This is a genomic window from Gelidimonas denitrificans (genome assembly GCF_055694065.1).
The window spans coordinates 1,127,017-1,144,532 of record NZ_CM146350.1; the positions used below are offsets into that span (position 1 = coordinate 1,127,017).

The window sequence follows — 17,516 nt, forward strand, 5'->3', positions numbered from 1 at the left end:
TGCGAATTATTAAAATACAATGGTATGTATCGTTGTATTGAGAAATTAGTGGCAAAACCATATTGGCAGCCCGCTCATCCTGTATTCGATCGTGCGCACGCTTAAACCGGTGTCTGAATCAGGCACAATGGCAACTGTGGCGACAACAAAGCTAAATCGTGAGCATGTGCAATTCTTTCAATCCCTTGATTAAAAACGCCAGCGCGCAATGCTTGCTGCCCGGATAATGCTGCGCAAATTGTCTTCCGCGCTGGCCGCGATGTTTGCCAGATCGGCTGCCGCCAATCCGAAGATCGCATGCTTCCACTGCGGCGAACTGGTACGCCAGAAGCGCGTGGTGCAAGTCGTGTTCGACGGTGTTTGCCGCGACGTCTGTTGCCACGGCTGCGCCGCTATCCTGTCTACGGTCGAACAACTGGGCCAGTCTGAACAATACCTGGCCCGCAAACAGCAATTAGATTAGAGATGGATGCGCCCGATGCATAATTCACACCCAGCCTCAGCCTCCCCGGGCAGCCTTGCGCCAGCCGCCGGCGACCCTGCCCTGAAACACGAAAAATTGACAATTGGCGGCATCCGTTGCGCGGCCTGCGTGCAATTGATCGAATTCCGTCTGCAACAACTGGTCGGCGTAACTGCTTTCAAGGTCAATAGCGCCAGCCATCGCGCCGAAATCACCTGGGATAACCGCAGCATATCGCTGCCGCGCATCGTGGCGGCTATTTCGGATTTGGGCTATAGCGCATTGCCGGCCGGTTCGCAAGGCTCGCTGGAAGAGCGTGAAAAGAAAATGGCCCTGTGGCGCCTGTTTGTGGCCGGGTTTGCGATGATGCAGGTAATGATGTATGCATTTCCGGCATATCTGGTTCCGGTGGCTACCGTAGGTGGCGATCTGACGCCCGATATCGACTTGCTGCTGAAATTGGCGAGTTTGGCAATTACGGTGCCGGTGGTGGTGTTCTCTGCCTGGTCATTTTTCCGCGCTGCCTGGCGCGATCTGCGCAATCGGCATGTCGGCATGGATGTGCCGGTCTCGGTGGGGGTGCTGGTGACTTTTTTCGCCAGCATCTGGGCCACTTTTGCCGGCGGCCCGGTGTATTACGATTCGCTCATCATGTTCGTATTTCTGCTGCTGGCAGCACGCACCATCGAAGCCAAGGTGCATCGAAAAAGCACCTCGGCCTTGCGCGCGCTGATCCAACTGGTGCCGGCGCACGCCGAAAAATTGACCGATTACCCGAATTCGCGTCAGGTCATTCAGATTGTCGCAGAGTCGCTGCAGGCCGGCGACAACATCCTGGTGCCGGCCGGCGCCCACATTCCGGTCGATGGCGTGGTTATCGAGGGCCAGAGCGAGTGCGACGAAGCCTTGATGACCGGCGAATCGCATCCGGTTCTCAAGTCCCGCGGCAGCAAGCTGATCGGCGGCGCACTCAACCTGATCGGACCGCTGGTGATGCAGGCCGAACAGGTGGGCGACCAGACCCAGCTCTCGTCGCTGGTCAAGATGATGGAAGCCGCAGCCAATGAAAAACCGCCGCTGGTGGCGCTGGCCGACCGTCATGCCAGCCGCTTCCTGTTTGCTATCATGCTGCTGGCTATCGCATCCGGCATCGTCTGGTGGCAAATCGATCCGGCCCGTGCGCTGTGGATTGCCGTCACCATCATCATAGTTACCTGTCCCTGCGCATTGTCGCTGGCCACTCCGGGCGTGATGTCGGCGGCAGTCGGACGGCTGGCCAGGAATGGCGTGCTGATCGCGCGCGGCCGGGCGATTGAATCACTGGCACGCACCACTCATGTGGTGTTTGACAAGACTGGCACACTCACTCACGGCCAGCTACGCCTGCTCGATACGTTGTTGCTGCGACAGGATGCAATCTGGAACGGAGATTCCGCGCAGGCGGCAGCGGCCAGCTTGGCCGCTGGCTCGCTGCACCCGGTGTCGCAGGCACTGGCAGCGTCACCAGCCTCAATAGTGCAGGATGAACGGCGCGCGCAAGGCATCCCGGAGTTTGAAAGCATCACGGAAATTGCCGGTCTAGGTCTCCAAGCCCGCGCTGGCAGCGGACAGACTTACCGTTTGGGAAGCGTGCATTTCGTGCAACAACTGCACTGCCAGCCATTGGAAATTCCGCCGCAATATGCTGGCAAGACTCTGGCCGCGTTCGGCGACGCAGGCGGCTGGATTGCCCTGTTCGTGATGCAGGATGGATTGCGTTATGACGCCAAGGATTTGATTGCTTTTCTGCTGCAGCAAGGTAAGAAAGTCATGCTGCTGTCAGGCGACAGAACGGATGTGGTGGCGCAAGTCGGGCAGGAACTCGGCATTGCAGAAGCGTTCGGGGAGCTGGGTCCGGCACAGAAATATGCGGCGATTAAAAAAATTCAACAACAAGGCGGGGTGGTCGCGATGGTCGGCGACGGCATGAACGACGGACCGGGACTGTCGCTAGCCGATGTTTCGATTGCGATGGGGCAGGGCGCACCGATTTCACAGGCCAGAAGCGACGTGATTCTGATTTCAAACCATCTGGGCGATTTGCGGCACGCCTTCCAGACCTCGGTCAAAGCGATGCTGCTGATCCGGCAGAACCTGGGCTGGGCCCTGCTGTATAACGCGATCGCCATTCCCGCTGCAATGTCGGGTGTGCTGGTGCCGTGGCATGCCGCAATCGGGATGTCCCTGAGTTCTCTGGTGGTGGTACTCAATTCGCTGCGCATATCCTCTCAAAATACGCAATCGCAGCGCAATTTGAATGGCACAATAGCGGCTGTTGCGCGGCATGCGGGGTGAGTTTTGGCCTGCGTTTCGAATGTCGCGGGTGATTTTTGTTTGGGCCAAGCATTTTTTGTCGACACGGGTAATTGCTTTCTATGGATATACTTTATTTACTGATTCCGATGAGCGTCGTACTGGTATTTGCCATCGGCGCGGTTTTCTGGTGGGCAATAAATCATCGTCAGTTCGATGACCTCGATGAAGTATCTGAACGCATTCTGAACGATCCCGATTAATGTGCATTGTTCTCGGCGGAAACTGCACCGGGAATGATAAAAAATATCGCAACAGAGCCTGGCATATCCATTTTTTAGCCAGCAGCTTGCATATTTGTCGCTAACACGAAAATCAATTACAAGCTTTCCTATTTCACCGCCATTGGTCGGCGTCTGCGGCGTCCTGCCGAATTTGATTTAGATCAACATTTGATTTCCACCCAGCACTTAAAGTGGCGTCAGAATTTAACAAACGAGCTTAATAACCGAGCTAAAACATGAGCCAATCAAAAGTAGATACCTACAATTATCGTGTGGTGCGCCAGTTTTCCATTATGGCGGTAGTCTGGGGCCTGGTAGGCATGACGGTAGGGGTGCTAATTGCCGCCCAACTGGCGTGGCCGGAGCTGAATTTCGGCATACCTTGGCTGAGCTTTGGCCGATTGCGACCATTGCATACCAACGCAGTGATTTTTGCGTTTGGGGGTTGCGGCCTGTTTGCCACTTCATATTATGTAGTGCAGCGCACCTCTAATGTGCGTTTGTTTTCCGACAAGTTGGCGGCATTCACTTTCTGGGGTTGGCAACTGGTGATTTTACTGGCGGCTATTTCGCTGCCTCTAGGCTATACCCAAGGCAAGGAATATGCCGAACTGGAATGGCCGATTGACATTCTGATTGCCTTGGTCTGGGTAGCTTATGCAGTGGTGTTTTTCGGCACACTGGTCAAGCGCAAGGTTGCGCATATCTACGTGGCAAACTGGTTTTATGGCGGCTTTATTCTGGCGGTCGCGTTGTTGCATATCGTCAATGCTGCCGCCATCCCAGTATCTTTTACCAAATCGTACTCGGCTTATGCCGGCGTGCAGGATGCAATGGTGCAATGGTGGTATGGCCATAACGCGGTCGGTTTTTTCCTGACAGCGGGTTTCCTGGGAATGATGTATTACTTCATTCCGAAAGTCGTTGAACGTCCGATTTACTCGTACCGTCTGTCGATCGTCCACTTCTGGGCGCTGATTTTCACTTACATGTGGGCCGGTCCGCATCATTTGCATTACACAGCGCTGCCTGACTGGACGCAATCGGTCGGCATGGTGTTTTCGCTGATTTTGTTGGCGCCTTCGTGGGGCGGCATGATTAACGGTGTGATGACCTTGTCCGGCGCCTGGCACAAATTGCGTAGCGACCCGATTCTGCGCTTTTTGATCGTGTCCCTGTCGTTTTATGGTATGTCCACCTTTGAAGGCCCGATGATGGCCATTAAGACGGTCAATGCGCTTTCGCACTACACCGACTGGACTATCGGGCACGTACATTCGGGTGCCTTGGGCTGGGTTGGGTTCGTTACCATCGGCAGTCTGTACTACATGATCCCGCGTCTGTTCGGGCGCACTTCGATGTACAGCAAATCGCTGATCGAGGTGCATTTCTGGGTGGCTACGATTGGCGTGGTGCTGTATATCGCATCGATGTGGATTGCCGGCGTGATGCAGGGCCTGATGTGGCGCGCTGTCAATGTCGACGGCACCCTGACCTACACTTTTGTTGAGTCGGTCAAGGCTACCTACCCGTACTACGTCATTCGCTTGACCGGTGGAGTGCTCTATCTTTCCGGTATGTGCTTTATGGCCTACAACGTATACAAAACCATTGCAGGAGTAGCGCCTTCGGAAGCAAAGATTCCGGTATTGGCACCAATGGCAGGTCATTCGACTGCCAAAGCCTGAATCAACAGACGTCTTTAGGAGAGAATAATGCGTAAATTTACTCATGAAATGATTGAGAAGAATGTCGGCTTGTTACTGGTGCTAATTATCCTGGTGGTGAGCGTCGGCGGTCTGGTGGAAATTGTTCCCTTGTTTTTTCAAAAATCCACCACCCAGCCGGTGGCTGGCTGGAAACCGTATTCGGCGCTGCAATTGTCGGGCCGGGATATTTATCTGCGTGAGGGTTGTTATAACTGCCATTCTCAGATGATTCGCCCGTTTCGGGCCGAGACCGAGCGTTACGGGCATTATTCGGTCGCTGGAGAATCGGTCTATGACCATCCATTTCAGTGGGGTAGCAAACGCACTGGGCCGGACCTGGCCCGTGTCGGCGCGCGCTATAGCGATAATTGGCACCGCACTCACTTGAACAATCCACGCGATGTTGTGCCTGAATCGAACATGCCAGCTTATCCGTGGCTGTCTCAAAACACGCTCAATGCAAACGATGTCGCGCCCAAAATGCGTGCTTTGCGCAAGGTGGGGGTTCCATACACCGATGTCGAAATTACGCAAGCTGCAGCAGAAATTGACGGCAAAACAGAGCAGGATGCCTTGATTGCCTATTTGCAGATCCTCGGGACTGCAATCAAGAACAAGGATTAAGCGCTGGCCGGAGTGAATAATGTCTAGGCAAGTCGAGATAGCGAGGGATGTATGAATTTCACATTGATAAGCAGCATTGTTACGGTACTGAGCTTTGTGGCTTTTGTCGGTATTTTATTTTGGGCTTACAGCCGAAATAATAAGGAGCACTTTGACGCGCTCGGCAAGTTACCTATTGATAACGATAATGAAACGACAGGAAACTGATCATGGCAGATTTTTTTAATCAGGGGTGGAGCATCGGGATCGCCATCGTGGTGGCGATCAGTATCTTGGCGTGTGGATTGCTGTTATGGTCGCAATCAAAAGTGCGGGTCAAGTTGGGTCAGGACGGCAAGCCTTTGCCAGTGGAAACTACCGGGCATGTCTGGGACGGTAATTTGTCTGAAAACAACAATCCATTGCCGCGCTGGTGGATGGGCCTGTTTTACATGACGATAGTATTCGGCGTTGTATACCTGGCGCTGTATCCGGGCATGGGAAGCTGGCAGGGTGCATTCGGCTGGAGCCAGTTGAGTGAATACAACCAGGAAGTGGATGCCGGCGAGAAACAATACGGTCCACTATTCAACAAATTCCTTGCAATGGATATTCCGGCAGTAGCGAAAGATCCGCAAGCCAGAGAAATCGGCCAGCGACTCTTCCTCAATTCCTGTGCGCAGTGTCACGGATCCGACGCGCAGGGTACCAAGAGTTTTCCGAATCTGGCTGATAAGGATTGGTTGTACGGTGGCGCACCGGAAGCCATTAAAACCACTGTACTTGCGGGACGAAATGGTCAGATGCCGCCAATGGGTGCTGCCGTGGGAAATGAGGATGATGTACGCAATGTTGCCAACTACGTGCTGAGTTTATCAAAATCAACGCACGATCCAATCAAGGCAGTACTGGGCAAACCCAAATTTATGGTGTGTGCCGCTTGTCATGGAGCCGACGGCAAAGGCAACCAGGCGTTGGGAGCACCCAATCTGACTGACAAGATATGGTTATACGGCGGTGATATTAATACCGTCATGGAAACCATTAATAAAGGGCGCACCAACCTGATGCCCGCCCACAAGAGCATGTTGGGTGAAGCTAAAGTGCATCTGCTAGCAGCGTATGTATGGGGGCTTTCAAATAATCCATCTTCCGATGGGCAAATTTCCACCTCAGATGCCAAGACAGTTGGGTTATTGGCAAATACCAAATAAAACAGGATATCTACCTTAGACAGGCAGTAACGATTTAAATGGAAATTAAGCCACTAAAGCAATACAGCGCCAAGGAAATTGACCAGTCGCTTTTCGAGACAGGCAAGAAGATTTATCCACGGGCGCTGACCGGCTGGTTCTCGACATGGCGCTGGACTATGGTTTGGTTTACCCAAATCATTTTTTACGGGACCACCTGGCTCACATGGAATGACCGCCAGGCGGTACTCTTTGATTTGGCTGCCCGTAAATTTTATATTTTCGGTATGGTTTTCTGGCCGCAGGATTTTATTTATCTGGCCGTCTTACTGGTCATTGCGGCTTTATCGTTATTCTTGTTTACGGCCGTGGCGGGCCGTGTTTTTTGCGGATACGCTTGCCCGCAAACCGTCTACACAGAAATTTTCATGTGGATCGAGAGCAAGATTGAGGGCGACCGCGCCAAGCGCATGCGCCTCGATGATGCGCCGATGTCGCCACGCAAATTTATTCTTAAAACAACCAAGCATGTCGCCTGGATCGCGGTTGCACTCTGGACCGGCTTTACATTTGTCGGCTATTTCACGCCGATTCGCACCTTGGCCGCAGAAGTTGCCAGCTTTGATCTTGGCCCGTGGCAAATATTCTGGATACTGTTTTACGGTTTTGCCACTTACGGCAATGCCGGCTGGATGCGGGAACAGGTTTGCAAGTACATGTGCCCTTATGCACGTTTTCAAAGCGCGATGTTCGATAAAGACACCCTGACCGTGACTTACGATGAGCAGCGCGGCGAACCGCGCGGCTCACGTAGCAAGCAAGCCGATCTCTCGACACTGAATCTCGGCTCCTGCATTAATTGCACTCTATGCGTGCAGGTATGTCCGACTGGGATTGACATCCGTAACGGCTTGCAATACGAGTGTATCGGTTGCGCTGCTTGTATTGACGTCTGCGATCAGGTCATGGACAAGATGCATTACCCGCGAGGCTTGATTCGGTATACCACCGAGCATGCGCTAGCGGAAAATCTGAGCAAGCGCGGCATCTGGGGCCGCGTCTTGCGCCCTCGTACCTTGATTTATTCGGGGATTCTGGGCTTGATCATATTGATTACCGCTCTATCACTGGCCACTCGTTTGCCACTGAAGGTGGATGTGATTCGGGACCGCGGCATGCCGCGCATCATGGAAGACGGATCGGTGCATAACGTGTATCGCCTACAGGTAATGAATACCGAGGAAACTCCCCACCGATACACGATAGAAGTTGGCGGTATTTCGGGCGCGGAAATTATTTCCGATAACAACTTTGCCGTTCCGGCGGCGTCCACGACAGCAGTGCCAGTCAGGGTTCGGGTAGCATCGGGCCAGGCTGAGCCTGGCTCCAATAAAATCGTCTTTACCGTGCAAGATCATGATGATATGAGCGTGTCAGTGAGCGAAAAAGCGGTATTTCTGATCCCGCGTTAAGGAAATATTATGGAAGCACGTCTTCATCCAGAACTTCAGCCAGGCAAAGCCAAAGCTGTGCACTGGTATACCGAGCCTTGGGTCTGGTTAGTGATTGCAGGGCCGGCGATCGTTATGGTTGCTGGTTTTTATACCGCTTATTTGGCCTTTCAAGGGGCCGATAAAGTGGTTGCCCAGGATTATTACAAGCAGGGTTTGATGATCAATACGAATATCCAGCACGATGCCAATGCCCGTGCCCGCAACATGTCTGCTGATATGGATTTTGATCGGGTAACTGGCCGCATTGCAATCCATGTGAAAAGTGACGCCGCCCTCCCGGACTCCTTGCAGTTAAGCATTGCAGAATCCAGCCCGCGTTCTGCCGTCAATGAATTCATCCGTCGTGGCACTCTGAATCGGACCAGCCCGGGCACTTACCAGCTGATGTACTTGCCGCCATCTGCGCCTGCGCAGCAGGCTAACCTGCTTTGGCATGTCAAGATCGAAGCTCCCGATTGGCGGCTCACCGGCGATTGGTCCGATCCAATGCACGCCCAGTTACAACTCAAGGCAATCAATTGATTCCATACAGCAGAAGGGGTGTAATGTGAAGAGTACCGAGGCGGTGTATCCAGCGGTTGCCGTGCGCAGTATCCTGATGGTGATACTCTGGCCTTCATTCCTGACAGCATGTGTGGCAAGCGGGCTGCTGTTTAGCCTGGTCGATCCGGAGCAGCTGATTCTTCTGGATAATAGAATTGAATTAAGCAATCTGGGTGTGTACACCATAGGTTTTTTTGTGTTCTGGTTATTGGGGGCAATCTCCAGCGGCCTGACGGTTTTGTTGTCGACCGATTCCAAATAATCGGAAATAATCTGAAATTGCGCAGCGCGCTTTGCCCGCAGTCCTCGGGGATTTAATCCGACATGCTTTCCGTTCCATTAGTTATTGCAGCACTATCCGCTGGCCTGCTTGGCGGTGCGCATTGTATTGGCATGTGCGGCGGTATTGCAAATCTGCTGGGTTCTGCCGGATCTGCAGGTTCTTCCGAACGCAAAGTCATCTCCATCAAACTGCAACAGTCCGGTGCGCCTGGTAAAGCATGGCGCATGTCAGCATTGCTGCATGCCGGCCGTATTTGTACCTATGGCGTGCTCGGCGGCATAGTCGGTGCGCTGGGTGCTGCCGGCTTGCTTTTCAAACCATATCTGCCGGTGCAGATGACAATGTTTATTGTCGGTAATTTGGCCTTGATCTGGCTGGGGCTGCGTTTGGTCGGTTATGCGCCAGGATTGATGCTGCTCGATCGACTGGGGCAAAAAATTACATCTCGTGTAAAACTGCCGGTCCGGTTTTCACTGGCTGCACAAACGCGCCGCCATCCGTTTCTGGTCGGCATGACATGGGGTTGCATGCCCTGCGGTCTGGTGTATGCCGTTCTGCCATTTTCATTGCTGTCGGGTGGCGCTTTTTCCGGTGCAGTGCTGATGCTGATTTTCGGTCTGGGCGCCTTGCCATACCTACTGTTCGCGCAGGGGATGGGCCAATGGCTCAATCAGCGCGTTTTACCTATTATTTTGCGGTGTAGCGGTGCTGCAGTATTGATCGGCATCGGCCTGTTCGGGTTGTGGCATTACGATATGACGGGCTTGCCGGCCATATTCTGCGTCACGCCAATACATTAATCCTGGAGCCGAAGCCAAAGCTCAGAAACGCCTTATGCACTGTGCTGCAGAATCTGCGATTCAGGCACCGCTTAATCGGCTGAAATGGACGCCGAAAATATAATAAAAATTGTGGGGTATGCGCATATTAATAGGGTTTCACGCATGTGTTAATTGCGTATATAAATATACAGATATAGGTATATGTTTTCTTCCAAGCGTTAATAGTGGACCCGTGCGTAGGGCGTCAGCTGTGCTGCATCGCGCGCTTGCTTGAGGGTGAAGATACCTTTTTCGGCCAGTAATGGAATCATTTTGAGCAGCACCTCGGCGGTGACGATGGCGTCTCCCAATGCGGTGTGGCGACCGACAATATCTACTCCGAGGCGAATTGAGATTGCTTCCAGCGAGTGCTGTTCCTGGTGCGGATGAATTACTTGAGACAGCAGCAAGGTGTCGAGGACCGGTTGGGTGAAGCTGATGCCAGTTCTTGCCTCCAGCATCTGTAAAAAACGCATGTCGAACGCTGCATTGTGTGCCACCAGAATGGTGTCTTGGGCGAAGCGATGGAATTGCGGCAGCACTTTTTCTATCGCCGGCTGACCGATCAGCATGGCGTCGCTGATGCCATGGATGGCGATTGATTCTGCGCTGAGTTTGCGGCCTGGTTGTATCAGTTGATCCAGGTTTTCATGCGACAACAGGCGGCCATTGACGATATGCAGTGCGCCCAGCGAGATGATTTCATCGCCGGCCGCTGGTTCCAGCCCGGTGGTTTCGGTGTCGAACACGGTGTAGCTGAGTTGCGACAGCATTTGCTGATCAAGCACTGCGGTCTGGCCCGATTGCTGGAACAGGTTAAAGTCGTAAAATTCTGGCCGCGCGGATGTGCTGCGGCGGATATCGAGTGCTGCCCGCGCTGCCGCCAGTGGCAATAGCAAGCGGTAGCACGAGGTCTGCCGCGCCAGATCAAACCGGTAAACTGCTTCGCCGCCTTGGCCAGCGATCACCGCGTTTAAGGTGAGTAATGGGTTGGCGGCGCCCATCTGGAGCGGCGTGTTCTCCCATAATCGCAAGGTTTCTGCGGCCACCGGCGCACCGCGCCAGGTCAGGTCCAGATGGGCCAGGCGTTCGGTACGCTGCAAATCTAAATGCAGCGTGCTGACATTGCATTGGGTGGTCAGGCGCTGCGTCAAATACGCCAGTGATTGTGTCAGTGCATAACTATCCACCTTCAGCCACAGCGCTGGATCGATGGTGTCGCTGCTGTTGATGCGCAGGGTTGGCGTTGCGATGCGCCGCTGCAACAGTGCAATCAGATCGACGCCACGCATCTGTTCAAGCTGCCAACCTTCGTTTCGACAATCAGCCTGGCCCTGTTCCGCCTGGTTGATCTGGCGTGCCAGGCGCTGCGATTCATCATCTATGACGGCAGTGAACTGGCTTCTTTTTTCGCTACTCATGTCGGGGAATTGCTGCATCGTTTCCAGCGATGCGCGGATGTTGGCCAGCGCCGCACGCGTGTCCTGGGTAAGCGACTGCAGTAATGTGTCGCGCTGGCTTTCTGCGGCAACGTTGCGGGTGATGTCTTCCAGCGTCAGCACAAAGCCGTCTAGTGCATTGCTGCCGTCCAGCACCGCAGCCATGTGCGCGCGCACCAACTGGCCATTGGCCAGGGTGGCAACAAAATCGGAGACTGCTCGCGCTGATGGTTCGGTCTCTTGTCGGCGTTGATGCTGGATTTGTTCCAATGCATGCACGATTAAGTCGCGCTCAATCACGCCAAAAATAGAGCGCCCCAGCCCAATCGTGGTGCCGGTCGCATCGTGCGCCTCCAGCACTTCGGTTGCGTGGGTGTTGTAGAGCAGGATGCGACCTTCGATATTGCAGACCAGAACACTTTGGGCCAATTCCGACATCAGCACTGCCAGCCGGTTTTTTTCTTCCGCCAGTGCACGATTGGTCTGCGCAATTTTGGCTTGAACGTCAAGTTGCAGCGCCTGAAAAGTGGTTGCGAGAGTGTTGATTTTTCCTGCCAGCACACGTACTTCTGCCGCCCCCTGCGGTGTTGCGCGATGTTCCGGATTGGTGCTCAGCATTATTACGACATCTTCAGCCAGTAGCGCCAGCGGACGCACATAGCGGTCCTGCAGCGCCGCAAGGCCGGTGCCCAATCCCAGCAGTAGCAGCAGCGCCAGTGGAATTAAAAGTGGCAGGCGCGAACCCAAGAGTTGGGCCAGCAACGCCTGTTGCGGTGCCTCCAGACTCGCTGACAAGATCAGAAACGGGAGGACGAAAATCCCCAGAAGAACTGCATACAGCAGCGCCAGCACCAGCCAGAAACGCATTTTCGCCATCATTCGTGCGCCAGCAGGCGCTGCACCTGGGCGATCAGATCCTTGGTGGAAAACGGTTTGGTGACATATGCATCGGCTCCCAGCGCGATCCCTTTACTCACTTCTATTTCGCGCCCCTTGGCCGAGAGCATGACGATCTTGATCTGGTTCCATTGACTGTTTTCGCGCACTCGCTGGCAAACTTCGAAGCCATTGAGTTTTGGCAGCATGATGTCCAGCAGCACCAGGTCAGGCTGGAAAGAGGCAATTTTTTGCATCGCATCTTCACCGTCGCGTGCGGTAGCGACTGCATAACCGCTTTGTTGCATCAGGAATTCAAGCGAGATGACTATGTTCGGTTCGTCATCGGCAATCAGGATTTTATGGGTCATGTTATGTCTCCGGCGTTGCTGCTAGTGGTAGCGTAAACGCAAAAGTTGCGCCTTCGCCCGGCCGGGATTGGACCCATAACCGGCCACCGAAATGATGAATGATTTCCCGGCTGATCGGCAAGCCGAGTCCGGTTCCTTGCGGTTTGCCGGTCAGCGTGTCGCCGCCCTGGCGGAATCTGTCGAAAATCAATTCCTGGTCTTGCTGCTGCACGCCGGGGCCATTGTCGTTGACCGCAACTTGCCACTGATCGCCAAGCGTATCCAGGCTGACGCGGATGCGGCCTTGGGTTTGATCGCAGAACTTGACTGCATTCGACAGCAGATTGAGCATCACTTGCATCAGACGGTCATGGTCCGCCACGATGGGTGCCGGCTGCGATGGCAATTCAAGCGTCAGGCGGATGCCATTCTCCTTCAGCAACTGGCTGATGGTGCTGAGCGAATCGGTAATTACATCCCTCAGATCGAGCGCTACCGCTTGCCATTCTGCGCTGCCGGAGCCGATCTTGGCAAGATCGAGTACATCGTTGATCAGCCGGGTCAGGCGTTCGCTTTCCTTGATCACTATATCCAGATACGCACTGCGTTGAGCGGCTGCCAGGCCGGGATTGTCGCGCAGTATTTCCGAGAAGGCTCGAATCGAGGTCAGCGGCGTGCGCAGCTCATGGGTTATGGTCGAAATGAAATTATCTTTTAAATGATCCAGCTCGGTCAGTCTGGCATTGGCGGCCTTCAGTTCAGTCGAGGCTTGTTCCAATTCGTGCGATTTTTGCTCCAGTTCACGGCTGTAGGCGATTACTTGCGAAGTTTCATTCAATATCGCCATGACTTCTTCCAGTCCGAGCGGCTCTTCATCTACCACCGATGCGATCATGGCGCGCGCCGAAGCCGCGCCAATGGTGCCGGCCAGCTGGATTTCAGCGAAATGCACCAGTTCGGCATCGGCCATCTTGAGATTTTTGGTACCGCGCTGCCGGCTGTGCTGGGCCAGCAATGCATCGGCTCGGGCGGCTCCCAGGAAGCGCCGCAACAAATCCGACAGTACCTCGACCGAGGCACTGCCGCGCCATACGCGGGTGCCAAGCGCGCGGGCGTCCACAAACAAAATCGCCTGGGCTTTTTCGGCGGCATTCTGACGCCCTGTGAGCGAAACCCCAACATACAAGCCCAGATTAGCCAGCAGGCTCCAGAACAGCGCGTGCGATACCTGATCCAGCCCGTTCAAGCCGAACAGTTGACGCGGTTTCAGCCATTCGATGCCAAACGGCCCGAGTTCGATAAAACTTTCTGGCAGCCAGCCGGACTGTGCAAACGAGGGCAGCAGCAGGGTGTACAGCCAGAGCAGAAAGCCGGCGCATAAACCGGTCAGCGCGCCGCCCAGGGTACCGTTTTTCCAGTAGATGCCGCCCAGCATGGCCGGCGCGAACTGGGCCACCGCCGCAAATGAAATTAGGCCGATCGAGACCAGCGCATAGGTTTCTCCGGCCAGGCGAAAATACGCGTAGCCCAGCATCATCAGCAGCACGATCGCGCCGCGCCGGATATTGAGTAGAAACTTGCTCAGGTCGGCATGCCGGTTGCGCCGAAAGGACGCGCTGCGCAACAGCAGCGGCATTACCAGGTCGTTACAGACCATGGTGCTCAGAGCGATGCTTTCGACGATGATCATGCCGGTTGCCGCGGACAGTCCGCCGATGAATACCAGCAGCGTCAAGCCTTGCTGCTGTGTTTGCATCGGCAGCGCGAGCACGAACATGTCGGCATCGACGCTGCCATCGGGGAAGTGCATGATGCCGCCAAACGCAATCGGCAGCACAAAGATGTTGATGATCAACAGATATAGTGGCAACACCCAGATGGCGCGGTTGAGGTGGCTTTCATTGATGTTTTCAATCACTGCTATCTGAAACTGGCGCGGCAGAAACAGCAATGACAGCATCGACAGCAGGATCAGCGAAGCCCAGCTGCCGAAGGCGATGCTGCCAGTGTCGCTGCCGACGGTGAGTAATTTTTGCAATTGCGGAACCAGCTGGGCCTGCTGGAACAGGTCGCCAAAACCGTCATACATGCTGAAGGTAACGAAGATGCCGACCGCCAGGAAGGCCACCAGCTTGACGATGGATTCGAAGGCGATGGCGGCCACCATGCCTTCATGTCGTTCTGCAACATCCAGATGGCGGGTGCCGAACAGGATGGTGAAGGTTGCCAGCAGCAGGGCAATATACAGCGTGGTGTCGCTCCAAATCGGCCCCGCCTCGATACGCCCGGTCATGATGCTCGGATAGTGCAGCAGTACGGAAAAGCTGGCCGAGACGGCTTTCAGCTGGAGCGCGATGTAAGGCACGATACCGACTACGGCAATGATCGTCACCAGCCCTCCGAGCAACGCGCTTTTGCCATAGCGTGAAGCGATGAAGTCGGCAATGGAAGTGATGCGGTTGGCTTTGCTGATGCGGATGATCTTGCGCAGCACCATCCACCACAGCGCGATCATCAGCGTCGGGCCTAGATAGATCGGCAGAAATCCGATGCCGCTTGCAGCGGCGCGCCCGACGCTGCCGAAGAAGGTCCACGAAGTCGCATACACTGCCAGCGATAGCGCATAAATTGTCGGATTATTGATGATGCTGGCACCGGCGTCGGCCCGTTTGTCGCCGTAATAGGCGATCGCAAACAGCAGGCCCAGATAGGCGAACGACGCCAGTACGATGACCCAGCCCTGCAGCATCTCAGTCTTCCGCAGCCAGAGTCACGGCGTCGCCGGCCGCATGGCTCTCGGGGTGCGACGATTTTTCCGCAATATACGCCAGCAGGCCGATAATTAGCGCCCAGACAATAAACAGATAAGCATACAAAATAGGGATGCCGAGCCAAGTGTTTGCATCGTTGAAAAGTGCCAGTAGCGGGTAATTCAACAGGAGCCAACCCAGGACGAATATGGCGGCAAAGCGCTGGCCGGTAAGGTTGTGTTGGAACATGGAATATCCTTTGCGGCCTGACTTCGGATGGGATTGATATTGCTCTAAAGCGTGGCGACCGTCAAATTTGCTCCGATTAAAAAAGCCCCGGAAATTACTTGCCGGGGCTTTGTGTTTCACATCAGGATATTAATGACCGGAAGCGCCTGCAGCTCCGATACCGGTTTCAGAACGCACTTTCTGCGCTTCGTAACCTGCGCGGTCGAGACGGGCCCGATCGCTGGTGTCAAGAATCGAAAACAGCCAGATGCCGACGAAACCGGCAGTCATTGAGAACAATGCCGGCGAGGTGTACGGGAAAATCGCTTCCGCGTTACCTAATACATCAACCCATACCGACTTCGATACCACCGTCAAACCAACTGCGGTAATCAGGCCGAGGAAGCCCCCGATGGTGGCGCCGCGCGTGGTGCAATCTTTCCACAAAACTGACATGAACAACACCGGGAAGTTGGCCGAAGCGGCAATCGCGAATGCCAACGACACCATGAAGGCAATGTTCTGTTTCTCGAACACGATACCCAGAACCACCGCAATGATGCCCAGGACAATGGTAGTGATGCGCGATACCCGTAGTTCACTGGCGCTGTCTGCCTTGCCTTTTTTGAACACGGTTGCATACAGGTCATGCGATACCGCTGACGCGCCGGACAGCGTCAAGCCTGCCACAACAGCCAGGATGGTTGCAAACGCTACGGCCGAGATGAAGCCGAGGAATACGTTGCCGCCCACTGCTTTTGCCAAATGGATAGCTGCCATGTTATTGCCGCCCAACAGCTTGCCGGCCATATCCTTAAATTCAGGATTGGTGCTTACCAGAACGATGGCGCCAAAACCGATGATGAAAGTCAGAATGTAGAAGTAAGCGATCCAGGTGGTGGCCCAGAATACCGATTTGCGTGCTTCTTTTGCACTTGGCACAGTGAAGAAACGCATCAGGATGTGTGGCAAGCCGGCAGTACCGAACATCAGAGCCATACCGAACGAGATCGCAGAGATAGGGTCCTTGATGAAAGTGCCTGGCCCCATGATGGATTGCCCTTTTTCATGAATTTCAACCGACTTGGCAAACAGCGCTTCAGGGCTGAAATTGAATTGCGACATCACGACATAGGCCATGAAGGTGGCGCCTGACAACAGCATGATCGCCTTGATGATCTGTACCCAGGTGGTTGCAGTCATGCCGCCGAACAAGACATAAACCATCATTAGGCTACCGACGATCACGACTGCGATCCAGTATTCCAGGCCGAACAGCAGCTTGATCAACTGGCCGGCACCCACCATTTGTGCGATCAGGTAAAAAGCGACTACCACCAGCGTACCCGACGCTGCAAAGATACGAATTGGCGTTTGCGAGAAGCGATAAGCTGCTACGTCGGCAAAGGTGAAGCGGCCGAGGTTGCGTAGCCGTTCCGCCATCAGGAAGGTAATGATAGGCCAGCCGACCAGGAATCCGATCGAATAGATCAAGCCGTCATAGCCATTCAGATAAACCGCAGCCGAAATGCCCAGAAAGGATGCTGCCGACATATAGTCGCCGGCAATCGCCAGACCGTTCTGAAAGCCGGTGATGCCGCCGCCTGCAGTGTAGAAATCGGCTGCGGACTTAGTTTTGGCAGCGGCCCATTTGGTAATGAACAGGGTGAAGATAACAAACGCGGCAAACATGCTGATTGCCGTCCAGTTGGTCGGCTGCTTGACAGCCTGACCAAGATCGGCGCCGGCAGCATAAGCGGCACCTGCCAGCGAAAACAGTGCCAGCGCACCAAAAATACGTTTCATATTCGACATTAAAGAACCTCTTTACGAATTTTAGCGGTTAGATCATCGAATTCGGTATTGGCGCGTCGAACGTAGATGCCTGTGATGATGACGGTAAATACAATCACGAAAAGCCCGATTGGCATGCCCCAGGTCATGACGCCTGCCCCCATTTTGGTGGAGAGTAATTCCTTGTCGAACGCGATCAGCATGATGAAGCCGTAATACACGATCATCATGAGCCAGGTCAGAGTCCAGCCATAACTTGAGCGGGTTGAAACCAGCTTTTGATAGTTAGGGTTGGATTTTATCTTTTGAACAAGATCATCTTCCATTTTTGAAATCTCCTATAGTTAGATTGTCAGTACGCGAGGTCGAATTGA

17 protein-coding genes are annotated in these 17,516 nt (G+C 54.2%); 11 read left to right on the top strand and 6 right to left on the bottom strand.

Annotated elements, in window-relative coordinates; all coding sequences use genetic code 11:
* Positions 1 to 226: 226 nt before the first annotated feature.
* From FKCLFG_RS05285 to FKCLFG_RS05335, 11 genes are all read left to right on the top strand, one after another.
* Positions 227 to 463 (top strand): heavy metal translocating P-type ATPase metal-binding domain-containing protein, encoded by a 237-nt coding sequence (locus tag FKCLFG_RS05285; RefSeq protein ID WP_472615181.1) that lies wholly within the window; start codon positions 227 to 229, stop codon positions 461 to 463.
* A gap of 15 nt (positions 464 to 478) precedes the next feature.
* Positions 479 to 2,797, top strand: coding sequence for a heavy metal translocating P-type ATPase (locus FKCLFG_RS05290; RefSeq protein ID WP_472615182.1), 2,319 nt, complete (start codon positions 479 to 481; stop codon positions 2,795 to 2,797).
* Between the two features lie 80 nt (positions 2,798 to 2,877).
* Positions 2,878 to 3,018, top strand: a complete 141-nt coding sequence (ccoS, locus tag FKCLFG_RS05295) for a cbb3-type cytochrome oxidase assembly protein CcoS (RefSeq protein ID WP_472615183.1) — start codon at positions 2,878 to 2,880, stop codon at positions 3,016 to 3,018.
* A 257-nt stretch (positions 3,019 to 3,275) separates the two neighbouring features.
* Positions 3,276 to 4,727, top strand: coding sequence for a cytochrome-c oxidase, cbb3-type subunit I (ccoN, locus tag FKCLFG_RS05300; protein WP_472615184.1), 1,452 nt, complete (start codon positions 3,276 to 3,278; stop codon positions 4,725 to 4,727).
* A 27-nt stretch (positions 4,728 to 4,754) separates the two neighbouring features.
* Positions 4,755 to 5,372, top strand: coding sequence for a cytochrome-c oxidase, cbb3-type subunit II (ccoO, locus tag FKCLFG_RS05305; RefSeq protein WP_472615185.1), 618 nt, complete (start codon positions 4,755 to 4,757; stop codon positions 5,370 to 5,372).
* Positions 5,373 to 5,423: 51 nt separating this feature from the next.
* Complete coding sequence (locus FKCLFG_RS05310; RefSeq protein ID WP_472615186.1) at positions 5,424 to 5,579, top strand: cbb3-type cytochrome oxidase subunit 3; 156 nt, start codon at positions 5,424 to 5,426, stop codon at positions 5,577 to 5,579.
* A gap of 2 nt (positions 5,580 to 5,581) precedes the next feature.
* Positions 5,582 to 6,565, top strand: a complete 984-nt coding sequence (ccoP, locus tag FKCLFG_RS05315; protein WP_472615187.1) for a cytochrome-c oxidase, cbb3-type subunit III — start codon at positions 5,582 to 5,584, stop codon at positions 6,563 to 6,565.
* A 38-nt stretch (positions 6,566 to 6,603) separates the two neighbouring features.
* Positions 6,604 to 8,016 carry a cytochrome c oxidase accessory protein CcoG gene (gene ccoG / locus FKCLFG_RS05320; RefSeq protein WP_472615188.1) on the top strand — a complete coding sequence of 471 codons (1,413 nt, stop codon included), beginning with the start codon at positions 6,604 to 6,606 and terminating at the stop codon, positions 8,014 to 8,016.
* 9 nt (positions 8,017 to 8,025) lie between these two features.
* Positions 8,026 to 8,580, top strand: a complete 555-nt coding sequence (locus tag FKCLFG_RS05325) for a FixH family protein (protein ID WP_472615189.1) — start codon at positions 8,026 to 8,028, stop codon at positions 8,578 to 8,580.
* 25 nt (positions 8,581 to 8,605) lie between these two features.
* Positions 8,606 to 8,863, top strand: coding sequence for a hypothetical protein (locus tag FKCLFG_RS05330; RefSeq protein ID WP_472615190.1), 258 nt, complete (start codon positions 8,606 to 8,608; stop codon positions 8,861 to 8,863).
* A 62-nt stretch (positions 8,864 to 8,925) separates the two neighbouring features.
* On the top strand, positions 8,926 to 9,684 hold the full coding sequence (locus tag FKCLFG_RS05335; protein WP_472615191.1) for a sulfite exporter TauE/SafE family protein: 759 nt from the start codon (positions 8,926 to 8,928) through the stop codon (positions 9,682 to 9,684).
* A gap of 200 nt (positions 9,685 to 9,884) precedes the next feature.
* Here the strand turns inward: FKCLFG_RS05335 and FKCLFG_RS05340 are convergent, their stop codons facing one another.
* The 6 genes from FKCLFG_RS05340 to FKCLFG_RS05365 form a co-directional block, all read right to left on the bottom strand.
* Positions 9,885 to 12,020, bottom strand: coding sequence for a 3'-5' exonuclease (locus FKCLFG_RS05340; RefSeq protein WP_472615192.1), 2,136 nt, complete (start codon positions 12,018 to 12,020; stop codon positions 9,885 to 9,887).
* On the bottom strand, positions 12,020 to 12,391 hold the full coding sequence (locus FKCLFG_RS05345; RefSeq protein ID WP_472615193.1) for a response regulator transcription factor: 372 nt from the start codon (positions 12,389 to 12,391) through the stop codon (positions 12,020 to 12,022). Before FKCLFG_RS05345 ends, FKCLFG_RS05340 begins: the two co-directional genes overlap by 1 nt.
* A gap of 1 nt (position 12,392) precedes the next feature.
* Complete coding sequence (locus FKCLFG_RS05350; protein WP_472615194.1) at positions 12,393 to 15,119, bottom strand: ATP-binding protein; 2,727 nt, start codon at positions 15,117 to 15,119, stop codon at positions 12,393 to 12,395.
* 1 nt (position 15,120) lies between these two features.
* Positions 15,121 to 15,369: a hypothetical protein gene (locus tag FKCLFG_RS05355; RefSeq protein ID WP_472615195.1), complete on the bottom strand. Its 249-nt coding sequence runs from the start codon at positions 15,367 to 15,369 to the stop codon at positions 15,121 to 15,123.
* 129 nt (positions 15,370 to 15,498) lie between these two features.
* Entirely contained in the window at positions 15,499 to 17,163 is a 1,665-nt protein-coding gene (locus FKCLFG_RS05360; protein WP_472615196.1) for a cation acetate symporter, read from the bottom strand.
* Positions 17,163 to 17,468, bottom strand: coding sequence for a DUF485 domain-containing protein (locus FKCLFG_RS05365; RefSeq protein WP_472615197.1), 306 nt, complete (start codon positions 17,466 to 17,468; stop codon positions 17,163 to 17,165). The genes FKCLFG_RS05360 and FKCLFG_RS05365 overlap by 1 nt, the downstream gene beginning before the upstream one ends.
* Between the last annotated feature and the right edge of the window lie 48 nt (positions 17,469 to 17,516).